The following is a 26,377-nucleotide window of genomic DNA, read 5'->3' on the forward strand; positions in this document are numbered from 1 at the left end:
AACAACTTGCCGCCTGCGCTGTATGAGCAACAGGCGGCTTAATACTCCTACGGAGCGGTTCAAAAAAAATGAACCACTACACCGCAGGCTGCGATCTTTTGTTTTAAACCTTAAGCCTCCAGACCGAGGATATCCCGAGCCACAGCCTCGGCAATCCGAATCCCGTCCACACCCGCCGACAGAATCCCGCCCGCATAACCGGCACCTTCACCGGCCGGGAACAAGCCTTTGACGTTCAGGCTCTGCATCGTCTCATTGCGGGTAATACGCAGCGGCGAGGAGGTGCGAGTCTCGATGCCGGTCAACACCGCGTCGTGCAGCGAGTAACCGCGAATCTGCTTCTCGAACGCCGGCAAGGCTTCGCGAATCGCTTCGATGGCGAACGCCGGCAGTGCCAGCGCCAGATCACCCAGGGCAACGCCAGGCTTGTAGGACGGCTCGACGCTGCCCAATTCGGTGGACGGTTTGCCCGCGATAAAATCGCCGACCAGTTGTGCCGGGGCTTCGTAGTTGCTGCCGCCCAGCACAAAGGCGTGGGACTCCAGGCGTTCCTGCAGTTCGATACCGGCCAGCGGGCCGCCCGGATAATCGACTTCCGGGGTAATGCCGACAACGATCCCGGAGTTGGCATTGCGCTCGTTACGCGAGTACTGGCTCATGCCATTGGTCACCACGCGGTTCGGCTCGGACGTCGCCGCCACCACGGTGCCGCCTGGGCACATGCAGAAGCTGTAGACCGAACGGCCGTTCTTGGCGTGGTGCACCAGTTTGTAGTCGGCGGCGCCGAGTTTCGGGTGCCCGGCGTACTTGCCCAGCCGCGCGCGGTCGATCAGCGACTGCGGGTGCTCGATGCGGAAACCCACCGAGAAAGGCTTGGCCTCCATGTACACACCACGGCCGTGGAGCATGCGGAAGGTGTCGCGGGCACTGTGGCCGAGGGCCAGAATCACATGCTTCGAATGGATCTGTTCGCCGCCATTGAGTTCGACGCCGACCAGTTGGCCGTCCTCGATCAGCACGTCGGTGACACGCTGCTGGAAGCGCACTTCGCCGCCCAGGGCGCGAATCTGCTCACGCATGTTTTCCACCACGCCGGTCAGGCGGAACGTACCGATATGCGGCTTGCTGACGTAGAGGATTTCTTCCGGTGCGCCGGCCTTGACGAACTCGTGCAGGACCTTGCGACCGAGGAACTTCGGATCCTTGATCTGGCTGTACAGCTTGCCGTCGGAGAATGTCCCCGCGCCGCCTTCGCCGAATTGCACGTTGGATTCCGGGTTGAGCACGCTTTTGCGCCACAGGCCCCAGGTGTCCTTGGTGCGCTGGCGGACTTCGGTGCCACGTTCGAGGATGATCGGCTTGAAACCCATTTGCGCCAGCAGCAGCCCGGCGAAAATCCCGCACGGACCGAAGCCGACGACGATCGGACGTGCGCTCAGGTCGGCCGGTGCCTGGCCAACCATTTTATAGCTGACATCCGGCGCCACGTTGACGTTACGGTCATCGGCGAACCTGTGCAGCACCGCCGCCTCGTCGCGAACTTCAAGGTCGATGGTGTAGATGAAGCACAGCTCGGAGGACTTTTTACGCGCATCGTAGCTGCGCTTGAACAAGGTGAAGTCGAGCAGATCATCGCTGGCAAGCCCTAAGCGCTGCACGATGGCAGGGCGCAGGTCTTCATCGGGATGGTCGATCGGCAACTTGAGTTCGGTGATTCGTAACATGGCGGGATCCGGTTCGCGGGGCGCACAACTGCGCCAGGGCGTTTGAAACCCGCGATTATAAGCCGCAAAGGCCCAGGCCCGTGAGGCTTAAACGATCAGTCGTCGCGCGATCCGCCGAAATACCCGCAGCCGCGCTGTACCTGGCCGTCGATGCGCAGCTCGGCGCTCATGTGCTGGATGCTGCCGGTGCTGCTGTCGACGCAGCGTTGCGGTGCAACCCACAGTTCAATGTGCTGGTTGTTGGCTTCGGTGCTGAGGTTGAAACGGCCATCGCCCAGTTGCTCTTCGACGTAAGGTACGGCCAACGGCGGCTGGCCGGCCCGGTCGAGGACCATGCCTTTGCCGCTGACTTTCACGCTCCACTCCGGGGTATGGCCGGCGGCGCGCAGGATCAGCAGCTTGAAATTCGGATCCTCACACGCGTTGCCCGAGCGCTCGACGCGGTACAACTGCTCCAGATCGAGCTGGCCGTCACCACCGCTGCCGGCCACAACCCGCCCGCGCACGTCGGCGAACAGCTTGCCTTGCTTGTCCGCCAGGCTGGCGGCCTGCTGCAGGACGCTGGTACCGCCAGTGTCGTTGACCACGTAGCGCGCAGACTGGTTGCACGGCTGGAACAGCAGTTTGCCGTCCGCCGCGGTCAACTGGCCTTGCATGCGTGTCTGGCCGACATGGGAGGCGTTCTGCCGCTCACTTTCGAACAACTGGCAAGCGGCGAACAGCGGAAGCAGGGCAACGAGGACTAAGGAACGGGCAACACGCATCTTGGGGTCTCCTGACAAGTGCTGCCACGTTACTCAGGCTGACCGTTCATCACAAGGCTGGAGTGGGGCTCTGGCAAAGGGAAGGGCGATTTGCGGCAACATCTTGTGAATTATTCCAATGCCGAGTGCCAGGAAGCCAAAGGTAAGCTGCCGCTTTTTTGCAGGAGGCGGATATGAAACAGGCAATGGGCTGGAAGATCGGGTTGTTTCTGATGGTGATGACGGGAGCCACGGGCAGTCACGCTGCCGAGATCAATTTGTCTTCGGCGACCGACTTCACCCGGATGGAGTTGCTGTTGAAGGACCACGACAGACTTCATTCGGCATTTGAAATGAATGTCACGCTCAGTCCTGAAGCAGCTGAGCGTATGCAGCGCATTACCCATGAGTCGATAGGCCAGAAATTGACGCTGTCGATCAATGGCTGGAAGATTTCTACGGCGACAGTGCAATCGGCCTTGGGCGCGCAGTTCCAGGTGTCCATCCCGAAAGCCATCGCCAAAGACCTATTGCCCACGTTGGTTGATTGAGCTTGAACCGACTCAGCCTACGTGAAGGGTCTGACCCGTTTGCAGGCCTTCTACGCTTTTGGCGTAGGCTAAGGCCACGTCTACTGCAGGCACCGGCTTGAAGCCACGGAAGTACGGCGCGTATTTGCCCATGGCTTCGACGAGGACGTTGGGGCTGATCGAGTTCACCCGCAGGCCCCGCGGCAGTTCGATGGCGGCGGCGCGTACGAAGCTGTCCAGTGCACCGTTGACCAGCGCCGCCGAGGCGCCACTGCGAATCGGGTCGTGGCTGAGTACGCCGGTAGTGAAGGTGAACGACGCACCGTCATTGGCGAAGTCGCGGCCGATCAACAGCAAATTGACCTGGCCCATGAGCTTGTCTTTCAGGCCCAGGGCAAAGCTTTCTTCGGTCATCTCGCTGAGCGGTGCGAAGGTCACGTTGCCGGCGGCGCAGATCAGCGCATCAAACTTGCCGGTCTGCTCGAACAGTTTGCGAATCGAGGCGCTGTCGCTGATGTCCACCTGAAAATCGCCGCTGTTGCGGCCAATCCGGATGATTTCGTGGCGTTGCGACAGTTCCTTGTCGACTGCCGAACCGATGGTGCCGTTTGCGCCGATCAAAAGAATTTTCATGGGGGTTGATCCTCGTATGGGTTGAACGAGGAATCAGTTTAGGGTGGTTTTTTCTGGAGATAAGCGCGCTAATAGGCAACCTTTGGTTTTCAAATGGAAACAATCCATGAGCGAGATGGATGACCTGGCCGCGTTCGCCGTATTGATCGAAGCGGGAAGTTTCACCCTGGCGGCGCAGCAGCTCGGTTGCAGCAAAGGCCAGCTGTCCAAGCGCATCAGCCAGCTGGAAGCGCAGTTTTCCGTGGTGCTGTTGCAGCGCACCACCCGCCGCTTGAGCCTGACCGCCGCTGGCGCTGCGTTGTTGCCCCAGGCACAGGCGCTGGTGGTGCAAGTCGAGCGGGCGCGCCAGGCCCTGGCGCGACTGAAGGACGATATGGCCGGGCCGGTGCGGATGACGGTGCCGGTGTCGCTCGGGGAAACCTTCTTCGATGGTCTGTTGCTGGAGTTCTCGACAAAGTATCCCCAGGTGCAGATCGAGCTGGAACTCAACAACAGCTACCGAGAATTGTCCCGGGACGGATTCGACCTGGCGATTCGCTCTGACGTGGCCCTTGACCAGAGGCTGGTCGCGCGCCCATTGCTGGCGTGGCAGGAACTGACCTGTGCCAGCCCGGCTTATCTGGAGCAATACGGTGAACCGCAAACACCCCAGGCGCTGGCCGAACATCGCTGCCTGCTCAACAGCCATTACAGCGGCCGCGAAGAATGGCTATATCACCAGCAGCATGAGTTGTTGCGGGTGCGGGTGTCGGGGCCGTTCGCCAGCAACCACTACAACCTGTTGAAGAAAGCCGCACTGGTCGGCGCCGGTATTGCGCGCCTGCCGTCCTACTGTTTGCCAACAGAACTGGCCGACGGACGTTTACGATGGCTGCTGCGCGATTATCAGACCCGCAGCATGCCGATGTACCTGGTGCATCCGTATCAGGGTGGTTTGCCCAAGCGCACGCAGGTGCTGGCGGATTATTTGATCGGATGGTTCAAGCGCAGTGGGGAGGCGCTGGATCGACTTTGAACCCACACACGGACCCTTGTAGGAGCTGCCGCAGGCTGCGATCTTTTGATCTTAAAAGATCAAAGTCAAAAGATCGCAGCCTGCGGCAGCTCCTACAAGGATCGTATTCGCAGGCATAAAAAAACGGCCTGCAAAGGCCGTTTTTTGTTTTACCGCAAAGGCTCAGCCACCGAGGTACGCTTCACGCACTTTCGGATCGGTCAGCAGCGCCTCACCGGTGCCTGTCATCACTACCCGGCCGTTCTCCAGAACGTAGGCGCGGTCAGCGATTTTCAGTGCCTGGTTGGCGTTTTGCTCGACCAGGAACACCGTCACACCATCCTTGCGCAGCTGTTCGATGATGTCGAAGATCTGCTGGATGATGATCGGTGCCAGACCCAGCGACGGCTCGTCGAGCAGCAACAGCTTGGGCTTGCTCATCAGGGCACGGCCGATGGCGAGCATTTGCTGTTCGCCGCCGGACATGGTGCCGCCACGCTGGTTGAAGCGCTCTTTCAGGCGTGGGAAAAGTCCGAGGACCTTGTCCATCTGTTCCTGATAGTCGCCCTTGGCGGTGAAGAAACCGCCCATCGACAGGTTTTCTTCCACGGTCAGCCGGGAAAACACCCGACGACCTTCCGGCACCACGGCAATGCTCTTGCGCATGATCTGCGAAGAGTCCTGGCCGACCAGTTCCTCACCCATGTAGCGGATGCTGCCGCTGTGGGCGCGCGGCGAACCGCAAAGCGTCATCAGCAGCGTGGACTTGCCGGCACCGTTGGCGCCGATCAGGGTCACGATTTCGCCCTGGCGGACTTCGACGTTGACGCTGTGCAGGGCCTGGATCTTGCCGTAGAAGGTGGAAACGTTTTCGAACTGCAGCATTTACGCTTCCCCCAGGTAGGCTTTGATCACTTCAGGATTGTCGCGGATCTGTTCCGGCGTGCCGTTGGCCAGGGGCGTACCCTGGTTGATCACGACGATGTGGTCGGAAATGCTCATGACCAGTTTCATGTCGTGTTCGATCAGCAGGACGGTCACGTTGTGCTCTTCACGCAGCACACTGATCAGCGCCTTGAGGTCTTCGGTTTCCTTCGGGTTCAGGCCGGCGGCCGGTTCGTCGAGCATGAGGATCCGCGGACGGGTCATCATGCAGCGGGCGATTTCCAGGCGACGTTGCTGACCGTAGGCCAGGGTGCCGGCCGGACGGTTGGCGAACTCACGCAGATTGACCTTGTCCAGCCAGTATTCGGCGTACTCCATGGCCTCGCGCTCGCTCTTGCGGAACGACGGGGTCTTGAACAGGCCGGACAGGAAGTTGGTGTTCAGGTGACGGTGCTGGGCGATCAAGAGGTTCTCGACCGCAGTCATGTCCTTGAACAACCGTACGTTCTGGAAGGTGCGCACCACGCCTTTGAGGGCGATCTTGTGACCCGGCAGGCCTTCGATCGGCTCGCCGTCCAGCAGGATGCTGCCGCCGCTCGGCTTGTAGAAGCCGGTCAGGCAGTTGAACACGGTGGTCTTGCCGGCGCCGTTAGGGCCGATCAATGCCACCACTTGTTTCTCTTTCACGCTCAAGGCTACGCCATTGACCGCCAGCAAGCCGCCGAAGCGCATGCTCAGGTTTTCTACTTTCAGGATCTCGCGGCTCATTTGCGCAGCTCCATGTGAGGACGTTGCATGGGCAGCAGACCCTGAGGGCGCCAGATCATCATCAGTACCATCAGGGCACCGAACATCAGCATGCGGTACTCACTGAACTCACGCATCATTTCCGGCAGCAGGATCATCACCACGGCAGCGAGGATCACGCCCAGTTGCGAGCCCATGCCACCGAGCACCACGATGGCGAGGATGATCGCCGACTCGATGAAGGTGAAGGACTCCGGCGTCACCAGGCCCTGGCGAGCGGCGAAGAAACTGCCGGCGAAACCGGCGAAGCTCGCACCCAGGGTGAAGGCCGACAACTTGATGATGGTCGGGTTCAGGCCCAGCGCACGGCAGGCGATCTCGTCTTCACGCAATGCTTCCCAGGCACGGCCCAACGGCATGCGCAGCAAACGGTTGATGACGAACAGTGCAGCCAGTGCCAGGAACAGCGCAACGAGGTAAAGGAAAATCACCTTGTTGATCGAGTTGTATTCCAGACCGAAGTACTCGTGGAAGGTTTGCAGGCCTTCCGCGGCCTTGCGTTCAAAGGTCAGGCCGAAGAACGTCGGTTTCTCGATGTTGCTGATGCCGTTCGGACCGCCAGTGAGGCCGGTCAGGTTGCGCAGGAACAGACGAATGATTTCACCGAAGCCCAGGGTCACGATCGCCAGGTAGTCACCGCGCAAGCGCAGTACCGGGAAACCGAGCAGGAAGCCGAAGGTGGCCGCCATCAGGCCGGCAATCGGCAGGCAGATCCAGAAGCTCAGGCCGTAGTAGTGCGACAGCAGCGCGTAGCTGTAGGCGCCGACGGCATAGAAGCCGACGTAACCGAGGTCGAGCAGGCCAGCCAGGCCGACCACGATGTTCAGGCCGAGGCCGAGCATCACGTAGATCAACACCAGGGTTGCGATATCCACCGCACCGCGGGAGCCGAAGAACGGCCAGACCAGGGCGCCGGCGATCAGCGCGATGATGATCCAGCGTTGCGTGGTCGGCAGGGTCAGGAAGTTGCTGGCCTTGGCCGGAATCAGCGGCATGCTTGGCGACGAACGCCAGGCCGAGCTGATCTGCTGGTCGAACAGCACACGCAGGAACATCAGCACCGAACACACCGCGATGGTGATCAGGGTGGCGTCACTGGTGCCATGAACTTCGAGGTTGATGCCGACGATGGTCAGCTTCAGACCGAGTACCGGGTAAGCCACGGCCCACACCAGCAAGGCGCTGAACAGCGCCTGTTTAAGATTCCTAGTCATACCTTCTCAACCTCCGGACGGCCCAGCAGGCCGGTTGGCCGGAACAACAGCACCAGAACCAGCAGGCCGAACGCCACGACGTCCTTGTACTGGTCGCCGAAGATATCGGCACCAAAGGCTTCCGCCACACCCAAGACGAGCCCGCCGAGCATGGCGCCCGGAATGCTGCCGATACCGCCCAGTACCGCTGCGGTGAAGGCCTTGAGGCCGACGAGGAAACCGGCGTTCGGGTTGATCACGCCGTATTGCATGCTCAGCAGCACGGCGGCGATGGCCGCCAGCGCGGCACCGATGACGAAGGTCAGGGCGATGATGTTGTTGGTGTTGATACCCAGCAGGTTGGCCATCTTGATGTCTTCGGCGCAGGCGCGGCAGGCGCGGCCCAGACGAGAGCGGGAGATGAACAGCGTCAGGCCGAGCATGGCGACCAGGGTCACCACGAACACCACGATTTGCATGTAGGAAATCAGCACTTCATGTGCGCCACCTGGCCCAAAGGCAATATTGCCCGGAATCAGGTTGGGGATGGATTTGTCCTTGGAGTCTTGCGCCAGCAGAACGGTGTTCTGCAGGAAGATCGACATGCCGATGGCGGAGATCAGCGGGATCAGACGGTTGCTGCCGCGCAAGGGGCGGTAGGCGATCCGTTCGATGCTGTAGCCATAGGCACTGGTGACAACGATGGTTGCAAGGAAAGCGGCGGTCATCAACAGCGGAACGCTGTCGAGTCCCAGCATGGCCAGCCCGGCGATGGCGATGAACGCCACGTAGGAGCCGATCATGTACACCTCGCCGTGGGCGAAGTTGATCATTCCAATGATGCCGTAGACCATCGTATAGCCGATGGCGATCAGGGCATACGTGCTGCCAATGGTCATGCCATTAACCAGCTGTTGGAAAAAGTGATAGATGTCAGGCATTACAGCGCTCCTAAAAACCTGATACGCATTTCACTGGTGGAGTCATTTTCCCGCCCGAGCCCCGTGGATCTGCATCCACTTCGAATTCGGGGTTTGCCAGCGAACCGCTGATGACGGTTTTGAGATTTTCAGGTGGGGAGACTGGCGGATCACGCCAGCGCGGCCCAAGTACGTTCGTAAAACAAAGCCCACGGCACGCCGTGGGCTTTATTGGCAGTCAGTCAGGCAACGCCTTACTGAGGCTTGGCTTCAGTTTTTGGTTTGCCGAAGTGCCACTCGTAAACCACGAATTTGAAGTCTTTCAGGTCGCCTTTCTCGTCGAAGCTCAGGTCGCCGGTCGGGGTCTTGAAGGTGCCTTTGTGGATGGCTTCAGCCACTTTGGCGGAGTCTTCGGACTTGGCAGCCTTGATGCCTTCGGCGATCACTTCCACAGCCGAGTAGGCCGGGAACACGAACGGACCGCTCGGGTCTTCTTTCTTGGCCTTGAACGCGTCAGCCAGGGCAATGTTGGCCGGATCCTGGTCGAAGGATTTCGGCAGGGTCACCAGCAGGCCTTCGGAAGCGTCCTTGGCGATCTGCGAAATGGAGTCGTTACCCACGCCTTCCGGACCCATGAACCTGGCTTTCAGACCTTTTTCCTGGGATTGACGCAGGATCAGACCCAGCTCTGGGTGGTAGCCGCCGTAGTAGACGAAGTCGACGTTGGCTTGCTTGAGCTTGGCGATCATCGAGGAGAAGTCTTTGTCGCCGGCGTTGACGCCTTCGAACACTGCGACTTTTACGCCTTTCTTCTCAAGGGTGGTTTTGACGGCGGTGGCGATGCCTTCACCGTACTGCTGTTTGTCGTGCAGGACAGCAACGATCTTCGGTTTTACGAAGTCGGCGATGTAGTTACCGGCGGCAGGGCCCTGGGCGCTGTCCAGACCGATGGTACGGAAGACCATTTTGTAACCACGGGCGGTGATGTCCGGGCTGGTGGCAGCCGGGGTGATCATGATCACGCCTTCGTCTTCGTAGATGTCCGAAGCCGGTTGAGTGGAGCTGGAGCACAGGTGGCCAACCACGAACTTGACGCCGTCGTTGACGACTTTGTTCGCGACCGCTACCGCTTGTTTTGGATCACAGGCGTCATCGTATTCAACGGCTTCGAGTTTCTTGCCGTCTACGCCGCCTTTGGCGTTGATCTGTTCAATGGCCATTTTGGCGCCGCTGAACTGCATGTCGCCGTATTGGGCTACAGGACCGGTTTTAGGGCCGGCGATGCCGATCTTGATGGTGTCAGCTGCGAACGAATGGCTGGCAACCCCGGCCAGAACCATAGCGGCAAACAGTTTGGAAATCTGCTTAGTAGCCTTAGTCATAGTGCTCCACTCTTACTGTTGTAGTTTTTATAGTCCTGGCGCCGAAAGCAGCAGAACCGGGTCAGATATCTACGACATTCCCCGGAAAAGCCCCTCGGCAACTGTACCGGTACAGTGTAGAGCGCCGATTGTCAGCCTGGGAAGGCAGCGCCGAGGGGCAAAACCTGCAAGTGTCGCTTTATTGAAAGAAAAAGACAGAATTGCGGCGGGGCGTTGAGGGGCTTATAGCCGTATTCAGTGCATTCCCTGGCTTTCCTGCGCTTTTCATTTCGGTCACTCAATTGCAACCGGGTTTTTCTGCCAGTCCACCGACGTTATCATCTGCGTCGATTTCTTTTCCGGACAGTCCCATGAATCAAGAACCTAGCACCCTCTATGCCAAGCTGCTTGGTGAAACCGCATCTATTACCTGGAAAGAGTTGGAGCCATTCTTTGCCAAGGGTGCCCTATTGTGGGTCGATCCTGGCCTGGATCTGATCGCCGCCGCCGAGGCCGTGGCCCAGGATGAAGGGCAGAAAGTGGCTGCCTGGCTGGCTGGCGACAAGCTCGCCAAGCTGTCTGAAACGCGGGCGCTGGATCTTTTTGAACGTGATCCGCAGTTGTGGGCGGTGGTTGTTTCGCCGTGGATTCTGATCCAGGAAAGGGCGCAGGTTTGAAAGGTTGCACCGGCTTGGTGCGCGCCTTTCCCGCAGGAAAGTGTGTAGCCGAGTAGCGTGATGGCATGTTGCCGTAGAGAAAGGCCACAGCCTCACGGTGACGTAAACGTAACGGGAACAGTTGGGAGGGCAGCTGAACGGCTGCTCAATTGTTTCTGGATGTTGATTTGCGGTGAATTCAAGGCCGCCTTCGCGAGCAAGCCCGCTCCCACATTTAACCGTGTTCTTCCAGAAGGAATGCAGTCGAATGTGGGAGCGGGCTTGCTCGCGAATGGGGGCGACGCTTAGTAAGCCGTCTTGCCCGTATGGTTGTTCAGCGAAATGACCTTGGTCTTGCCAATGCGGTGACGATAGATCTCGCGCAGGTACTTGATCGATTTCTTCACGCAGTCCCGGGACAGGCGGATGTCGTTGATCGAGACGAATTTTTCCTTGTCGTTGATCAGTTCGCGGTACTTCTTCTCATACATCGGCTTGATCGCGTACCAGTTGGTATCGAGGATCTTCGCCGGGTTCTCGAATTCATTGAGCAAGTCGTCGATACGGCCTTCGTCGAATTCTTCCTGGACGATGAAGTCCAGGATCGAGTTGTCCAGGGTTTCGTCGAAACGGTAGGCAGGCTTCGCAAAGCAGCGTTTGATAAAGGCTACGATCAGCGTCAGGAAATCGTCCGACAGGCACGGGCTCTTGGCGATCAGGGTGGTCAGGGACAGGTTGGCCGAGGCACCGATCACCAGCGCGTAGCGCTTGAGCGTGGTGTTGGGGAACAGGCTGTTGAGGTGGGTCTTCAACCGGTTCAGGTCCATGTAGGACAGCTTGTAGTCCTTCGGCAAGGAAACGATCGACACCACCGACGAGCAGTTCTTGAAGAAGTGCAGGTCGTGCAGGGCCGCCGCGTCGTAACCCGAGTTCTTGTACTGCTCCAGCGACGCGCGATAGCGCTTGGACTCGATGGGCAAAAGGCTGATGCCTTCGATGGCCTGGGTGACCTTGTTGAAGTGCGGCAGGTCGATCGAACGGAAAAACAGGTCGTCGATGTTCAGGCGCGCCGGCTCTTTCTCGAACACCTTGAACTTGTCGCTGCTTGGCGGCGGGGTTTCCGGCACCACGGACTCGGCATAGGCAATCGCCACCGGGCCGGCCAGGCTCATGAACAGGTCGTTGGCGTCCAGGCGAATGGTTTCGCCGATGTCGATGCCGGCCCGACGGAAATAGTTCTGGTCGTAGTCGGTGGTGACCGCCTGAGCCGTCAGAATGTTGAAAATCTGCTGAGAGATGTACTGGTTGGCGTGCTTTTCCATGGCATTGACATCAATGTTCTGGATATTGCCGTCATCGTTCTCTTCGGCGTAACGCATGATGTCGTTGGAAATCAGCATCATCGCGTTCCATGGGCGGATGCGGCCCATGACGCTGGCTTCGCTGCTGTCCTCGTTGGCGAAGTTGTAGGAGAAGTCCCACTCTTCCGACAGGTATTTGCACAGCAGCCGGCCAGCGTTTATGTGCAGCGCCTCGGACATTTCACTGCGGTGATCGGAAATGTTCGGTAGTACACAGATGCCGCTGGTAAAGATCGGTTCGAAGACGAAGGAGTGACCGCTCTTGCTGTCGTGCTCGTCCATCGGTTTGGTGTCGAACGTCTTGTTCATGTACGAGTGCTGCTGGGCCAGGCCGAACTCCGAGGCCATGCCCGAACCGGTACCGCCGCCGGCACTGAAGATCGAGAAATACAGGCGCGACTGGTTGGCCTTGATGCCGCAGCTGTCGATCAGGTACGAGTGAATCATTTTCCAGTCAGGGCTGGAGAAACGCTGGGTGTCCTTGTTAAGGATGATCTTGGCCAGGTACTGGCCGAGGATCGGCGCGTTACCGGCGCCACCGGCGTGGACCTCCGACAAGTCCATGATTTTCATTTTGCTGTAGTCGCGCAGGAAGCCGCTTTTCTCGCCCTTGCGTGAGAAGCGGATGCGTCCGGCGATGTCCTTGTCCAGGTCGCCGAGCATCACCAGCGGCTCGACCAGAAACACCGGTTTGGTGTTCTTGTTCTGGCCCAGGCGCAGGTTGTTGCGGATCCACTGGGCCGGGCTGTAGCCCTTTTCGGCAAAACGCTTGTCCGGTGACAGGCGATCTTCGTTGTTGAATTCGTTGAGGTAGAACTTGCGGGCGTTGTACACCAGCTCTGCCACGTCCAGCGCAATGTTCGAGCCGCAGCGGCCCAGGCCGATCAGGCACACCGAGGGGAATTCCTGGTCGCTGTGTTGTTCGCTGTCGCCTTCCGGATGCGGTGGTCGCGGGAACACCATGTCGCGCAGGCCGTCGAGGTTATCGAGGATACGGTCGGTGTTGGTTTCGGTGAAGTAGAGGTATTGCTGGGTCGCCAACGGGCGGGATTGAATCAATGGCTTCGGTGATGACGGGCTGTTGGCCGCGGGGCTCAACGTCAGATCGGTTACCGCAGTGGCCGGGTTGTTTTTAGAAGTCATTGTTCGCCATCTACCTGGGCTGATTGGTTGGCCGACTCTCTGTCGTCGACCCGTCACGGAGTGGAATCGCGTCTTTTTTCAGCGCGCACCTGGACCATGCCTTGGTCGTTGGCCTGAGCATTGCTCGGGGGGAATCCTTTCCCAAGTCATGATGAATCGGCCAGTATTTGGCGATCTTTAATCAAAAGGAGGCTAAATGATGTCAACACTACCTTCGCTGGGGTTTGCCGGGATCGGCCTGATGGGGTTGCCGATGTGCCGGCGACTGCTGGCCGCGGGGTATCCGCTGGCGGTATGGAATCGCAATCCGGACAAGTGCAAACCACTGGTCGAGGCTGGCGCACGCCAGGTCGCCAGCCCGGCCGAACTGTGCCAGCACGCTGACGTGGTGATGTTGTGCCTGGCGGATACGGCGGTCGTGCGCGAGGTAGTGTTTGGTCCGGCGGGCATTGTCGAGGGGGCAAGAAAAGGCCAGCTGCTGGTGGACTTTTCCAGCCTGGAGCCTAACGCAACGCGGGAGATGGCCGCAGACCTCGCCGGCAGAACCGGCATGGGCTGGCTCGACACGCCGGTGTCCGGTGGCGTGGTCGGTGCAGAAGCGGGGAGCCTGGCGATCATGGTCGGCGGTGACGCACAGGATCTGGAACGGGTCCGGCCCGTCCTGTTGAGCCTGGGGCAACGTGTGACACACATGGGCGGTGTCGGGGCGGGGCAGGTGACCAAGGCGTGCAATCAGATGATCGTTGCCTGCAATGCATTGGTGATCGCCGAAGTGGTCGCGCTGGCGGAGCGTTCCGGGGTTGATGCAAGCCTGATCGCCGAAGCGCTGGCCGGCGGCTTTGCCGATTCCAGGCCCTTGCAGTTCCTGGCCCCGCAGATGGCTGAAAACCGTTTCGAACCGGTCAAGTGGCACGTGCGCACCTTGCTCAAGGATCTGGATGCTGCGGTGAAGTTTTCCCGTGAGCAGGGCTCGTCGACACCGATCAGCGGTCTGGCCGCGCAGTTGATGCGCCTGCACGGGAGCCAGGGTTTCCTTGAAAAAGACCCGTCTACATTAGTGCAGATGTACCGTGAGCCAGACTCAGCGCCGTGACTGTGTAGGTGTGCTTGCGCTGGTTGATTTCGTTCAGCACCGGGAGTAACTCGGTCAGTGGCACTGGCCGACTGAGCAAATAGCCCTGAACGAAGTCACAGCCCTGCTCTTCCAGGAACTGGTATTGCTCGAAGGTTTCGACCCCTTCGGTGACCACTTGCAGTTGCAGGGTATGGGCCATGACGATAATGGCCTGGACAATCTCCATGTCCTGGGTCGCCTTGGGAATGTCCTGGATGAACGAGCGATCGATTTTCAGCGTGTTGAGCGGCAAGCGCTTGAGGTAGGCCAGGGATGAATAGCCGGTGCCGAAATCATCGATCGACAGCGATACGCCGAGGGCGCGTATCTGCCGCAGCAACACCAGTGTGTTGGCGATATTGCCCATCAAGGCGTTTTCCGTGACTTCCAGTTCCAGCCGATGGGGCTCGACACCGGCGGCCCGTAACGCGTACTCGATCTCATCGGCCAGTTCTTCGCGCGCCAGGTTCAGGGGCGAACAGTTCACGGCGATCTTGAGGTCTGCACAGCCTTGGCGCGACAGCTCGCCCAGATCTTCGCAGGCCTTGCGCAGCACCCAGTTGTCCAGTTCGGCGATCAGGCCATTGGCCTCGGCGATGGCGATAAAACGATCCGGCACGAGGAATCCGTGGACCGGGTGTTGCCAGCGGATCAAGGCTTCGAGCTTGCTGACCTGACCGGTCTTGAGGTCATAGATCGGCTGGTAATAGAGCATCAGGCCGGTGTCTTCACGCAGGGCGTGGCGCAACTCTTCTTCCAGTTGCAGCTCGAGGGTGGCGCGGGTTTTCAGGTTGGCACTGAAAAAATTCAACCCGTTGCGTCCGCTACCCTTGGACTGATACAGCGCGAGGTCGGCGTTCTTCAACAGTTCCTCACAGGTCTTGCCGTCTTCCGGAAACAGGCTGATACCGATGCTGGTGGTCATCACCATGCGCCGGCCAGCCAGTTCGATGGGCTCCTTCATTTTCAGCATGATGCGTTGGGCCAACTGTCGCGCTTCGTCACGATCATGCAGGTCGATGAGCAGGCAGAACTCGTCGCCGCCAAAGCGTGCGACCACATCCTCGTGACTGCGAACCGAGCTCTTGATGTGCGCGGCAAGCACTTTGAGCAGTTCGTCTCCGGCGTCGTGGCCAAGGCTGTCGTTGATCCGCTTGAAATGGTCGATGTCCAGGAACAGGACTGCCAGCATCCCGCCTTCGTTGGTTTTCTCGATGAGTTTTTCGGCGAAGATCTGGTTGAACCCGCGACGGTTGATCAGGTTGGTCAGCGCATCGTAGTGCGCCACCTGCTGCAGTGACATGCGCGCCTGGTCCAGTTGGCTGAGCAGGGAGTTGACCCGCTGCAGGTCGTGGTCCTTGTGTTGCAGTTTCTTGTCCGCCAGTGCCGCGCTGATGCTGCTCCCGATGATCAGCAGGGTCATGACCGTCACGGTCAACGCCAGTTGCATATGGCTGTGTTCGCCGGTTTGCACTGGCAGGCTGTCGTTGGGCAACACCAGATTCAAGGCGGCCATGGCGGTTAGGTGCATGCTGAGGATGCCTGCCCCGAGCAGCAGGCTGGCGCAGTATTTGAAAAGCTGATGCAGCATGCCGGCACCGTTGCGCAGATACCAGGCCAGCAACAGGGCTGCCAGCGCGGCACCGATCGCGATCGCGATGGAAAGGGCGAACAGACCTGGATGGTAATAGACTGCGGCACTGGAGTGCATCGCCGTCATGCCCACGTAATGCATGGTCGCGATACCCAGGCCGATCCCGATCGAAGCCTTGAGGCACTGTCGAAAGCTCAGATCGGGAAGGCTGAGGGTATGCATGGCCAGCCACGCAGCGAGCAGCGCGATGGTTAGCGAGAACACCGTGACGGGCAGTTGGTAGTGAAGGTCGACAGGCGCCTGGAATGCCAGCATCCCGACGAAGTGCATGGCCCAGATACCGCCCGCCAGGCAGCCGCTGCCCACCCAGCGCCAGCGCGTTTGGGACGCGGTTTTTTCCGCGTGGGCCACCCGTTCGGCCATGTCCAGTGTCGCGAAACAGCCGACACAGGCGACCAGATAAGCCAGCAGCACCAGAAAAGGGTCATGTGTGCAATTGAGTATGACCTGCCCACTCTCTGGTAGCTCGGTAATGAAATGCAGACCAAGCCACTCCATAGCATGCCCCATCGTTATCCCTCGGGCCGGTGCAAGAGCGCCAGCGAATGTCATGGAGTATAGAGGGCATGGATGGAGCGCAAGCGGTAGTGGCACATTGGTGCCAAATATTTTGACATTAATCTAATAGCGATTGGTGCTATTACTCAGGCGATTTGCTTCTGAGATGTCTCGAACACCGGTTGCAGGGCCGGCAAGCCGAATGCGGCACGGGCCGCGTCGCAATCGGGATTGGCCTGGCCATCGACCCATGAAGCATCGAACTCCCGGCAGGTGCTGGAGCGTTTTTCGTAAATCGAGCACTGCACTGTACTGCCCACCTCTCCAACCAGGCTGGTGCAGCGCACAGGTTTGCAGCCGGTGCCGATCATCGCGACCCGGCTGGGGCTGATCTGCTCGACGAGTTCATCGGGTACCGTCCCCCCGGACGAGGCGCACTCACCCCAGAAAAATGACACGCGAAAATGAGAACAGCAGGCACCGCAATTCAGACACGGACTGGCTTCGGACATGGGCGATTATCGTAAGGAGGAGTGGAGACACAGGGGGGAATCAAGGCCGCTATTCTAGGCTTCGGCAACGGCTTGGGAAGGGGGGGCGAGAGGTATTTTTCATCGGTCGGACGAGCTGCGAAATACCCGTCCTGCGAAAGCTCCCACAGGTTGTGCACCATGGGCAGGTATCAGCCTGGCGAATAATGAAAGACAGGTGTGGCCGGCCTGTCTAGATTGCAAAGTCCGGGGGCATTGACGCCCCAAAAACAATAAAAGAGACGGACCCATGCAGAACTCGACCCAAGCGGCCAATGCCTGGCGCATCCTGTTCCTGTTGTTCCTGGCCAACCTGTTCAATTTTTTCGACCGCACCATCCCGGCCATCATCATCGAGCCCATTCGCATGGAGTGGCACCTCAGTGATTTCCAGTTGGGGATCATCGGTACGGCATTCACCATCGTCTACGCCATTGCCGGATTGCCGCTGGGGCGCATGGCCGATACCGGCTCGCGCAGCAAGCTGATGGGCTGGGGACTCGCGGTGTGGAGCGGGTTGACGGCCGTCAACGGCATGGTGGGCAGTTTCTGGAGCTTCCTGATCGTGCGCATGGGCGTTGGCATTGGCGAAGCCAGTTACGCACCAGCCGCCAACTCGCTGATCGGCGATTTGTTTCCGGCGCACCGCCGGGCACGGGCCATGGGTATCTTCATGCTGGGGCTGCCGTTGGGGCTGTTGCTGGCGTTCTTCACCATCGGCGCGATGGTCAAGGCCTTCGATAGCTGGCGCGCGCCGTTCTTTATCGCGGCGGTGCCCGGGTTGATCCTGGCGATCTTCATGTTTTTCATCAGGGAACCGAAACGTGGCGCCGCCGAGAGCGTTCAGGTGTCGCAGGCAAAGATCGATCGACCGATCCGTCGGGTACTGGCCGTACCAACCTTCCTGTGGTTGGTGATGGCGGGCCTGTGTTTCAACTTCGCCACCTATGCCTGCAATTCGTTTCTGGTGCCGATGCTGCAACGCTACTTCCTCATGCCGTTGCAGGAAGCCGCAGTGGCGACCGGGGTTATTGTTGGTGTGACCGGTTTGGTCGGCCTGACCCTCGGTGGCTGGATCGCCGACAAGATTCACCAGCGGGTCGCCAACGGGCGGCTATTGTTTGCCGCCTTCAGCCTGGTGATTTCGACGATCTGCACCGCGTGGGCGCTGCATTCCGGACGAATCGAGATCGGTGTGTTCGTCGCCGTATTCAGTGTCGGCTGGCTGTTCGCCTACAACTTCTACACCTGCGTCTACACGGCGATTCAGGACGTGGTCGAACCGCGCTTGCGGGCGACGGCCATGGCGCTGTTCTTTGCCGGTTTGTACCTGTTGGGCGGTGGCCTGGGGCCGGTGGTGGTCGGAGCCTTGTCCGATCACTTCGCCCACACGGCGATGCTCGCCGCCGGCGCCGAGCAGATGACCGAAGCGTTCAAGGCGGTTGGCCTGCATGACGCGATGTACCTGATTCCGGTGGCGCTGTTGCTTACCGTGGTGTTTCTGTTCCTGGCTTCGCGGTGTTTTGTGCGCGATGCCAAGCGGATGAAGGAAGGGTTGGTGGCGGTGGGTGAGCCTGGAGGTTCTGTGGTGACTGCCTGATCGCTTTCGCGGGCAAGCCCGCTCCCACAGGTTTAGTGTTGTTCACGAGATTTGTATTCGACACTAACAATTGTGGGAGCGGGCTTGCCCGCGAAGAGGCCATTAGCAGCACTACTGAAATTGAAGTAAACAAAAAGGCCCGCATCACTGCGGGCCTTCTTTTTATAGCGGTGGAGGAGAGTTGTTAACCCGCCACCAACACCCGAATCGCTTCCAGTCGCAACGCAGCCTTGTCGAGCATGGCCAGGCCTTGCTCGCGTTGTTTGCGCAGAGCCACCAGTTCGCTGTCGCGCACGGTCGGGTTGACCGCTTGCAAGGCGGTCAGGCGCGCCAGTTCTTCGTCGGTATCGGCGGCCAGGCGACGTTGCGCCTCGGCGACACGTTCAGTGTGGCGCGGCAGGATCTTCGCTTCACCGGCGTTGATCCGTGGCGTCAGCTGGTCGCGCTGGGCCTGGATGAACTTGTTGGCGCTGGCGCGCGGTACGCTTTCGAGCTGGTCGTTCAGGGTTTCGAACGACACGCGGGCCGACAGGTCGTTGCCGTTGGTATCGAGCAGGCAGCGCAGGGCAGCCGGCGGCAGGTAGCGACCCAGTTGCAGCGAGCGCGGGGCAACCACTTCGCTGACATACAACAGTTCCAGCAACACGGTGCCCGGCTTCAGCGCCTTGTTCTTGATCAGCGCCACGGCGGTGTTGCCCATGGAACCGGACAGCACCAGATCCATGCCGCCCTGCACCATCGGGTGCTCCCAGGTAATGAATTGCATGTCTTCGCGAGACAGCGCCTGGTTGCGGTCGTAAGTAATGGTCACGCCTTCGTCGTCACCCAGCGGGAAGCTGGCGTCGAGCATTTTTTCGCTCGGCTTGAGGATCAGGGCGTTTTCCGAATGGTCTTCGCTGTCGATGCCGAAGGCGTCAAACAGGGTTTCCATGTAGATCGGCAGCGCGAACTGGTCGTCCTGCTCAAGGATATCTTCCACCAGTGCATCGCCTTCGCCCGCGCCACCGGAGTTCAGCTCCAGCAAACGGTCACGGCCAGTGTGCAGCTCGGCTTCCAGGCGTTCACGCTCGGTGCGGGCTTCGTCGATCAGCGCTTGCCACTCGCCATCGTCGGCTTCTTCGAGCAGCGGCAGCAGGCGCGGGCCGAACTGGTGCTGCAAGGCGTTGCCGGTCGGGCAGGTATTGAGGAACGCGTTCAGCGCTTCGTGGTACCACTGGAACAGGCGCTCTTGCGGGCTGGTTTCCAGGTATGGCACGTGCAGTTCGATGATGTGCTTCTGGCCGATCCGGTCCAGTCGACCGATACGTTGTTCCAGCAGGTCCGGGTGGGACGGCAGGTCGAACAGCACCAGGTGATGGGAGAACTGGAAGTTGCGGCCTTCACTGCCGATTTCCGAGCAGATCAGCACTTGCGCACCAAACTCTTCGTCGGCGAAGTAGGCGGCGGCGCGGTCACGCTCGAGGATGTTCATGCCTTCGTGGAACACCGTGGCCGGGATGCCGGAACGCACGCGCAGGGCGTCTTCCAGGTCCATGGCGGTTTCGGCGTGGGCGCAGATCACCAGCACTTTGGTGCGCTTGAGCATCTTCAACTGATCGATCAGCCACTCGACCCGCGGATCGAATTTCCACCAGCGCACTTCTTCGCTGGCGTCCGGCTGGGCCTGGAAGCTGACTTCCGGGTACAGCTCGGCGTGATCGCCCAGCGGCAGTTCGAGGTATTCGTCCGGGCACGGCAGCGGGTACGGGTGCAACTTGCGTTCCGGGAAGCCTTGCACGGCGGCGCGGGTGTTGCGAAACAGCACGCGGCCGGTGCCGTGACGGTCGAGCAATTCGCGCACCAGGCGCGCGCTGGCTTCGGTGTCGCCATCGTTGACGGCGGCCAGCAGGGCTTCGCCTTCGTTGCCGAGGAAACCGTGGATGGTCTCGTGGGCTTGCGGCGACAGGCGTCCCTGATCCAGCAACTCCTGAACGGCTTCGGCTACCGGGCGATAGTTTTCGCTCTCGGCGCGGAAGGCTTGCAGGTCGTGGAAACGGTTCGGGTCGAGCAGGCGCAGACGGGCGAAGTGGCTGTCCTGGCCCAGTTGTTCCGGGGTGGCGGTCAACAGCAGGACGCCGGGGATGGTTTCGGCGAGTTGCTCGACCAGCGAGTATTCTGGGCTGACCTGGTCTTCGTGCCACACCAGGTGGTGCGCCTCGTCGACCACCATCAAATCCCAGCCCGCCGCGAACAGTGCGTCCTGGGCTTTCTCGTCGTCCACCAGCCACTCAAGCGCGACCAGCGCGAGTTGGGTGTCTTCGAACGGGTTGCTGGCATCGCTTTCGATGAAGCGCTCTTCGTCGAACAGCGCGACCTGCAGGTTGAAGCGACGACGCATCTCGACCAGCCACTGGTGCTGCAGGTTCTCCGGAACCAGGATCAGCACACGGCTGGCGCGGCCCGAGAGCAACTGGCGATGGATCACCAGGCCGGCTTCGATGGTTTTACCCAGGCCCACTTCGTCGGCCAGCAGAACCCGCGGCGCGATACGGTCGGCGACTTCGCGGGCAATGTGCAACTGGTGCGCGATCGGTTGCGCACGCACGCCGCCCAGGCCCCAGAGAGAGGACTGCAACTGGCGACTGGTGTGTTCCAGGGTGTGATAACGCAGGGAGAACCAAGCCAGCGGGTCGATCTGGCCGGCGAACAGACGGTCGCTGGCCAGGCGGAACTGGATGAAGTTCGACAGTTGGGTTTCCGGCAGGGTGACTACTTCGTTCTGCCCGTTGAGGCCGTGGTAAACCAGCAGGCCATCAATGTCATCGACTTCGCGGACGGTCAGCTTCCAGCCTTCGAAGTGAGTGATGGTGTCACCCGGCGAAAACCGCACGCGGGTCAGAGGCGCATTCCGTAGCGCGTACTGGCGGGTGTCGCCAGTGGCCGGGTAGAGCACGGTCAACAAGCGGCCGTCCTGTGCCAGAACGGTGCCTAAACCCAGCTCGGCTTCGCTGTCACTGATCCAGCGTTGCCCCGGTTGATACTGCTGCGCCATGCTGCCTGACTCCCACCTTGAAAAAGCGGGCTATCTTAACGGAATGAGGGCTTCAGGGCCAAAGGACTCTCAGAAAAACTCACAGTCTTACGTTAGCCCACCTGCGCAGGGATCGCCGTTGACTGCACCATTGAGTGCTAATTGAGTCACAGTTTGCGACAGATGGCTCAAGTCGCCATCCCCGCAGCCGAAACCTTGCTGACAGGAGACTGAAAACCATGCTGCCACCGATGCTCCCCTTGAGTGCCGTGCCGATCACTTCACAGACTGATCCGATCCGCCCGCGCCCGGATATTCCACCGGTGGTGCCGGTGCAGGAAAGCTCCAGTGAAAGCACCATCGACCTGCAAAAGCGCAATCCTGAAGAGGACGGGCTGTTGCTGCGAGAGGAACAGCGCCGCAGGCAGGAGCAGGAACGGCGTCGCCACGAGGCTGATCATGATCCCGAGGCGCACCTGGCGATTCCCGGGGATGAACTCAATGCCGACAACACAGTGCCGGTGGCGCCGTTGATGGAAGATCAACCGCGGCAGGGGCTGTGGGTCGACATCGAGATTTGAGCACACGGCTGGTCAGCGCGGTCGTCAGGCCGCATTATTGGCTCAGGGTTGCCGAATGCCACGGCGGCTGAAACTCATTTCAAGCGATGCACTGACTGCCATGAGCCAAGACGACAAATTGATTGACCTCAACGCGGAACGCGCCAAGCGTGTTCATGACCTCAATGACAAGCGGCTCAATGAAGTTCGCCAGGCGTTCGAACAAGCCATGCCGTTGGGCAAGGTAAAGAAAAAGCCGAAAAACAAACCGAAAAAACGCTGATCCTCCCCCCGCATTCATTGATGCGGGTCAAACTTTCCCCTTCCTCTTGCCCAGTCTCGGGCGACATTGATCCCGGTCAATATTCTCTCCTGCCCGTTTGGTTAACTTGGCTCTATCGCAACAGGGCAAGTGCAGGAGACGCGTCATGTTTTTCGACAACGTGGTGATCGCCGGAGTGCTGACTGTCAGCCTCATGTTTGTGTTTTTTGCAGGGTTCGGACTTTTTATCTGGAAGGATTCGCACAAGCGGAAGTAACCGTAGTTCTTTCTGGATGTAATGAGCACGCAAGGCATTTTGGGCAACTTCGGTTGCCCTTTTTTTTGCCTGTAAAACTCTATCGATACGCGCAAACCCTGTGGGAGCGAGCTTGCTCGCGATGAGGCCATAACATTCAGCATCTATATTGACTGCAAGGCCGCTATCGCGAGCAAGCTCGCTCCCACAATGACTTGTGGTGTGGCGAAAATTATGGCAATAAAAAAGGCGCGTTCCTTGCGGAGCGCGCCTTTTTCGTTTGGCTGCCTGTCAGCTGCCAAGCGCCTTCGAAGCGAGCCAGAACAAACCGGCCGACAGGGCCACGGTGGCTGGCAGGGTCAATACCCAGGCCATCAGGATGGTTCTGACGGTGCCGCCTTGCAGGCCGCTTTTATTGGCGACCATGGTGCCCGCCACGCCCGAGGACAGCACGTGGGTGGTGGAAACCGGCAGGCTGAAGATGTTCGCCAGGCCGATCAGGCTGGCGGTGGTGATCTGCGCCGACATACCTTGAGAGTACGTCATGCCTTGCTTGCCGATCTTCTCGCCAATGGTCAGTACCACGCGTTTCCAGCCAACCATGGTGCCCAGGCCCAGGGCCAGCGCCACTGCCAGAATCACCCAGAACGGGGCATATTCAGTGGTAGTGGTCAGGTCTTTGCGCAGCTTGTCCAGGTCAGCCTTTTCACGGGCGCCGAGGGTTGGCAATTTGCTGACCTTCTTCGCCGTGTCGTCGAGGCAGAGCAGGTAACGACGTACTTCGATGCGGCTTTCCGACGGCAGCGAGTGGTAGTCGGCTACACCCTTGAGGGTACCGAGCAGGGCGGTGATGGTCGGTTCGGTCTGTTGCGGGTTGCAACGGAATTTCTCCGGCAGATCGCCTTCCACGCTTTTGCCCAGGGCCAGGAACTCGCCCAGGGTTTCCGAGTTGCGCTGGTAGAACTGGCTCAGGTGCAGCGTGGCGTCGCGGGTACGCTCGATCTGATAGGTCGTGCTGTTCAGGTCGAGGACGAACTGCGCCGGCACGATACCGATCAGGACCAGCATGATCAGGCCGATACCCTTCTGGCCATCGTTGGAACCGTGCACGAAACTCACAGCCATGGCCGAGATCACCAGTACCAGGCGATTCCAGAACGGCGGATGCTTCTTGTCGTCGATCTTGCGGCGCTGTTCCGGTGTCTTGTGCATCTTCGACAGCGGACGCCACCATTTAAGGCCGATCAGGATCAACGCGGCGATCAGGAAACCTGCCATTGGCGAGAACACCAGTGACATGGCGATATCGATCGCCTTTTGCCAGTTCACGCCGTCGGCCAACGGAATATCGTTGATCAGGGCGTTGGCCAGGCCGACACCGAGGATCGAACCGATCAGCGTGTGGGAACTGGAAGCGGGAATACCGAAGTACCAGGTGCCCAGGTTCCAGGTAATGGCGGCGGCGAGCAACGAGAACACCATGGCCAGTCCGTGACCGGTGTTCACATTGATCAGCAGTTCTACCGGCAGCAGGTGGACGATGGCATACGCCACGCCGACCCCGCCCAGCAGCACGCCGAGGAAGTTGAACACCCCGGAGAAAAACACCGCCAGGTGAGGCGGCATGGCTTTGGTGTAGATAACGGTGGCCACCGCGTTAGCGGTGTCATGAAAGCCGTTGATGAACTCGAAGGCGAGGACAAAGGCCAGGGCGAGCAAGAGGCTCACAAGCACCCAAGCATCCAGTCCGCTGAATAAATCGATCATGAAGGTTTTCTGACCCGGTCATAAGGGGGCGCGATTATGCCAGAAAAGACTGCTAATCAATGCACTAGCTGCTCATCGGTAACATTCTTCAACGAAATTTTTTGCCGCGGCACCCAAAGCCCTAGGGTTTTGCTGTGTTTTTTAACTTGTTGATTTTGCTTGAAAAGATCGCCGCAGCAAGGGATTTGCGCCGCTGAGGGATGAGGGAGAATGCCTGTACGAAATATCTGAGAAATACGTCAGATATCAAAATCTGCCTTCATCCGGGGGAGGGCAGTGGCCGCAGCCCGCTCGTAGCGGGCGCGCAAGGCGACCTCCCTACATCCCGCTTTTAACAGGTGCAGAGGCAGGTCCTTGTAAGGATCAGGCCGAAGCAGTCATGGCTCTTCGGCTTTGAGTTCCTTTTCCATTTTTTCAAGTTCTTGCTGGAAAACCTGATCCTGAACGGTGGCGCGTTTACGCCAGGGTTTGCGTTCCGGTTCGGGTTGAGCGGCGTAAGTGGTGACTTCTCCGCCGTAAACTTCCTTGTAGCGTTGTTCCTGGCGCTCTAGTTCCGCGCGCAGTTCGTCTTTCGTCACAGTGCTACCTGATTGAGTTGGGATAAATTCTGGTGAAAACGCGCTGCATCAAATCGATTGATCACGTCCGTCGAATGGGCAATGCCCGTCAAGACATCGTTTTGGCGACAACCGGGATCAATACTTCCATGTCACAGGCGGCCACGGCACCAGAGATAAACAGCTGACGTAGCTTCAGTTTCCTGTTTCAGCAAGCGCACTGGCAAGGCAGTGCAATGCAGATCTGGCGCTTGCAATGGGCAACGGAGATGGAACATCGCATTGCCGGGTAGCAGGTCCGGCAAGTAAAAAAACCGGAGTGCTACTGAATTGTATTATAGCGGCCTATTTGAAGAACACTATCTCCAAAGAGTTGAAAGCCGGTCTTGGGGGCGCAGTTTTGTTGTGCGGAATTTTACGTTCTACTAGAACGTCGACTGATCCTGATTGCTGCGATGCCTTTCTGACGCCATTAAGTCGAACAAGTTATGTTATTTAGAATGCCTCATTAATTCCTGGGTCGATCGGCTGTAAACGAGTTGGTGATCCAGCGAAAAACCGGACATCAGCGGACGGGCTGATTGGCACGGCTGATTGCGATTATCGGTCGAGCGTTCGATAATCGCCCGGAGTTGACGGGCCGGGCTTGAGCGTCAGGCGGTAGCCCTTTGTAATAGTCGCTGTTCCGAGTGGGTAAAAGGACCTTGTATGAACGATCAAATGCGCAATTCCTTCGCTTCAGTGGCTCCCCCCATCGTTGCCTCGCCGGCCAAACGGATCCAGGCACTGACTGGCGACCCGGATTTCATGACGTCCCTGGCCCGTGGCCTGGCTGTGGTGCAAGCATTCCAGGAACGCAAACGGCACCTGACCATCGCCCAGATCAGCCACCGCACGGAAATTCCCCGCGCCGCCGTGCGCCGTTGCCTGCACACCCTGATCAAACTCGGCTACGCCACCACCGACGGCCGCACCTACTCGTTGCTGCCCAAAGTGCTGACCCTCGGCCATGCCTATGTGTCATCAACGCCGCTGGCGGTTTCCGCCCAGCCTTACCTGGACCGCATGAGCGAACAGCTGCACGAGGCCTGCAACATGGCCACGCTGGAAGGTGACGACATTCTGTACATCGCCCGCTCCGCGACCACCCAGCGCCTGATTTCGGTGGACCTGTCGGTGGGTGGGCGCCTGCCGGCCTATTGCACGTCGATGGGGCGGATCCTGCTGGCTGCGCTGGATGACACGTCGCTGGGCGAATACCTGGAGCACGCCGAACTGCAGGCCAAGACGAGTCGCACGATTCACACCCCCGAGGCGTTGCTCGAATGCCTGCAAGAGGTCCGACAGCAAGGCTGGTGCATTGTCGACCAGGAACTTGAGCAGGGACTGCGCTCAATTGCCGTCCCAGTGTACGACGCCTCCGGCCAGGTGGTCGCGGCCCTCAATGTCAGCACCCACGCCGGGCGAGTCAGTCGTAACGAGCTGGAACAACGCTTCCTGCCTGGCCTGCTGAGTGCCAGCCGCGACCTCAGTAGCCAACTGTTCACCTAAGCTGTTCGATAAACGCACAGAGTTACGTTTGACGAATTGACGCTGTTTCCTGTGGATCATTACTGTCG

Annotated in this window: 23 protein-coding genes; 9 read left to right on the plus strand and 14 right to left on the minus strand. The window is 59.4% G+C overall.

What is annotated here, in order from left to right:
- Positions 1-110: 110 nt before the first annotated feature.
- A complete protein-coding gene (locus tag PMI26_RS09585) occupies positions 111-1,724 on the minus strand; it encodes an NAD(P)/FAD-dependent oxidoreductase (protein ID WP_007976632.1) in 1,614 nt (537 codons plus the stop codon).
- Positions 1,725-1,819: 95 nt separating this feature from the next.
- Complete coding sequence (locus PMI26_RS09580; RefSeq protein ID WP_007976634.1) at positions 1,820-2,488, minus strand: COG3650 family protein; 669 nt, start codon at positions 2,486-2,488, stop codon at positions 1,820-1,822.
- A 173-nt stretch (positions 2,489-2,661) separates the two neighbouring features.
- On the opposite strand from PMI26_RS09580, the gene PMI26_RS09575 reads away from it, so the two are divergent.
- Positions 2,662-3,018: a SecDF P1 head subdomain-containing protein gene (locus tag PMI26_RS09575; protein ID WP_007976636.1), complete on the plus strand. Its 357-nt coding sequence runs from the start codon at positions 2,662-2,664 to the stop codon at positions 3,016-3,018.
- A 12-nt stretch (positions 3,019-3,030) separates the two neighbouring features.
- On the opposite strand, the gene PMI26_RS09570 is transcribed toward PMI26_RS09575, so the two are convergent.
- On the minus strand, positions 3,031-3,630 hold the full coding sequence (locus PMI26_RS09570; protein ID WP_007976638.1) for a short chain dehydrogenase: 600 nt from the start codon (positions 3,628-3,630) through the stop codon (positions 3,031-3,033).
- 106 nt (positions 3,631-3,736) lie between these two features.
- Between PMI26_RS09570 and PMI26_RS09565 the strand changes: the two genes are divergently transcribed.
- Complete coding sequence (locus PMI26_RS09565; protein WP_007976640.1) at positions 3,737-4,645, plus strand: LysR family transcriptional regulator; 909 nt, start codon at positions 3,737-3,739, stop codon at positions 4,643-4,645.
- A 162-nt stretch (positions 4,646-4,807) separates the two neighbouring features.
- Here the strand turns inward: PMI26_RS09565 and PMI26_RS09560 are convergent, their stop codons facing one another.
- The 5 genes from PMI26_RS09560 to PMI26_RS09540 all read right to left on the minus strand — a co-directional run bounded on the left by PMI26_RS09560 (position 4,808) and on the right by PMI26_RS09540 (position 9,811).
- Complete coding sequence (locus PMI26_RS09560) at positions 4,808-5,509, minus strand: ABC transporter ATP-binding protein (RefSeq protein ID WP_007976642.1); 702 nt, start codon at positions 5,507-5,509, stop codon at positions 4,808-4,810.
- Positions 5,510-6,277, minus strand: coding sequence for a high-affinity branched-chain amino acid ABC transporter ATP-binding protein LivG (livG, locus tag PMI26_RS09555; protein WP_007976644.1), 768 nt, complete (start codon positions 6,275-6,277; stop codon positions 5,510-5,512).
- Positions 6,274-7,530 carry a high-affinity branched-chain amino acid ABC transporter permease LivM gene (locus tag PMI26_RS09550; protein WP_007976646.1) on the minus strand — a complete coding sequence of 419 codons (1,257 nt, stop codon included), beginning with the start codon at positions 7,528-7,530 and terminating at the stop codon, positions 6,274-6,276. The genes livG and PMI26_RS09550 overlap by 4 nt, the downstream gene beginning before the upstream one ends.
- Positions 7,527-8,450, minus strand: a complete 924-nt coding sequence (livH, locus tag PMI26_RS09545; protein WP_007976647.1) for a high-affinity branched-chain amino acid ABC transporter permease LivH — start codon at positions 8,448-8,450, stop codon at positions 7,527-7,529. The genes PMI26_RS09550 and livH overlap by 4 nt, the downstream gene beginning before the upstream one ends.
- 233 nt (positions 8,451-8,683) lie before the next feature.
- The gene (locus PMI26_RS09540; RefSeq protein WP_007976650.1) at positions 8,684-9,811 is read right to left on the minus strand and encodes a branched-chain amino acid ABC transporter substrate-binding protein; all 1,128 of its coding nucleotides are present in this window, start codon (positions 9,809-9,811) and stop codon (positions 8,684-8,686) included.
- A gap of 350 nt (positions 9,812-10,161) precedes the next feature.
- Between PMI26_RS09540 and PMI26_RS09535 the strand changes: the two genes are divergently transcribed.
- A complete protein-coding gene (locus PMI26_RS09535) occupies positions 10,162-10,467 on the plus strand; it encodes a DUF2288 domain-containing protein (protein ID WP_007976652.1) in 306 nt (101 codons plus the stop codon).
- Positions 10,468-10,751: 284 nt separating this feature from the next.
- Here PMI26_RS09535 and PMI26_RS09530 read toward each other — a convergent pair whose 3' ends face one another.
- Positions 10,752-12,950, minus strand: coding sequence for a hypothetical protein (locus tag PMI26_RS09530; protein ID WP_007976654.1), 2,199 nt, complete (start codon positions 12,948-12,950; stop codon positions 10,752-10,754).
- A 196-nt stretch (positions 12,951-13,146) separates the two neighbouring features.
- Here PMI26_RS09530 and PMI26_RS09525 point away from each other — a divergent pair, with 196 nt between their 5' ends.
- Complete coding sequence (locus tag PMI26_RS09525) at positions 13,147-14,043, plus strand: NAD(P)-dependent oxidoreductase (RefSeq protein WP_007976655.1); 897 nt, start codon at positions 13,147-13,149, stop codon at positions 14,041-14,043.
- On the opposite strand, the gene PMI26_RS09520 is transcribed toward PMI26_RS09525, so the two are convergent.
- Positions 14,000-16,216 (minus strand): putative bifunctional diguanylate cyclase/phosphodiesterase, encoded by a 2,217-nt coding sequence (locus PMI26_RS09520; RefSeq protein ID WP_274517838.1) that lies wholly within the window; start codon positions 16,214-16,216, stop codon positions 14,000-14,002. The genes PMI26_RS09525 and PMI26_RS09520 overlap by 44 nt on opposite strands.
- Positions 16,217-16,362: 146 nt before the next feature.
- On the minus strand, positions 16,363-16,728 hold the full coding sequence (locus PMI26_RS09515; protein ID WP_007976659.1) for a YkgJ family cysteine cluster protein: 366 nt from the start codon (positions 16,726-16,728) through the stop codon (positions 16,363-16,365).
- Positions 16,729-16,996: 268 nt separating this feature from the next.
- On the opposite strand from PMI26_RS09515, the gene PMI26_RS09510 reads away from it, so the two are divergent.
- Positions 16,997-18,346, plus strand: a complete 1,350-nt coding sequence (locus PMI26_RS09510; protein ID WP_007976662.1) for a spinster family MFS transporter — start codon at positions 16,997-16,999, stop codon at positions 18,344-18,346.
- 184 nt (positions 18,347-18,530) lie between these two features.
- Here PMI26_RS09510 and rapA read toward each other — a convergent pair whose 3' ends face one another.
- On the minus strand, positions 18,531-21,377 hold the full coding sequence (gene rapA / locus PMI26_RS09505) for an RNA polymerase-associated protein RapA (protein WP_007976663.1): 2,847 nt from the start codon (positions 21,375-21,377) through the stop codon (positions 18,531-18,533).
- A 218-nt stretch (positions 21,378-21,595) separates the two neighbouring features.
- On the opposite strand from rapA, the gene PMI26_RS09500 reads away from it, so the two are divergent.
- From PMI26_RS09500 to ccoM, 3 genes are all read left to right on the plus strand, one after another.
- Positions 21,596-21,937, plus strand: coding sequence for a hypothetical protein (locus PMI26_RS09500; RefSeq protein WP_007976665.1), 342 nt, complete (start codon positions 21,596-21,598; stop codon positions 21,935-21,937).
- Positions 21,938-22,037: 100 nt separating this feature from the next.
- Positions 22,038-22,199 (plus strand): hypothetical protein, encoded by a 162-nt coding sequence (locus tag PMI26_RS31645; protein WP_086776977.1) that lies wholly within the window; start codon positions 22,038-22,040, stop codon positions 22,197-22,199.
- A gap of 145 nt (positions 22,200-22,344) precedes the next feature.
- Positions 22,345-22,455 (plus strand): cytochrome c oxidase subunit CcoM, encoded by a 111-nt coding sequence (ccoM, locus tag PMI26_RS32185; RefSeq protein WP_007976669.1) that lies wholly within the window; start codon positions 22,345-22,347, stop codon positions 22,453-22,455.
- A gap of 270 nt (positions 22,456-22,725) precedes the next feature.
- Here ccoM and PMI26_RS09485 read toward each other — a convergent pair whose 3' ends face one another.
- Positions 22,726-24,201 carry an inorganic phosphate transporter gene (locus PMI26_RS09485; protein ID WP_007976671.1) on the minus strand — a complete coding sequence of 492 codons (1,476 nt, stop codon included), beginning with the start codon at positions 24,199-24,201 and terminating at the stop codon, positions 22,726-22,728.
- A 377-nt stretch (positions 24,202-24,578) separates the two neighbouring features.
- Positions 24,579-24,779, minus strand: a complete 201-nt coding sequence (locus PMI26_RS09480) for a hypothetical protein (protein ID WP_007976673.1) — start codon at positions 24,777-24,779, stop codon at positions 24,579-24,581.
- Between the two features lie 687 nt (positions 24,780-25,466).
- Between PMI26_RS09480 and pcaR the strand changes: the two genes are divergently transcribed.
- On the plus strand, positions 25,467-26,309 hold the full coding sequence (gene pcaR / locus PMI26_RS09475; RefSeq protein ID WP_007976676.1) for a pca regulon transcriptional regulator PcaR: 843 nt from the start codon (positions 25,467-25,469) through the stop codon (positions 26,307-26,309).
- Positions 26,310-26,377: the final 68 nt, after the last annotated feature.

This window comes from Pseudomonas sp. GM33, assembly GCF_000282295.1.
In the GTDB taxonomy this organism is placed as follows: domain Bacteria; phylum Pseudomonadota; class Gammaproteobacteria; order Pseudomonadales; family Pseudomonadaceae; genus Aquipseudomonas; species Aquipseudomonas laurylsulfatiphila.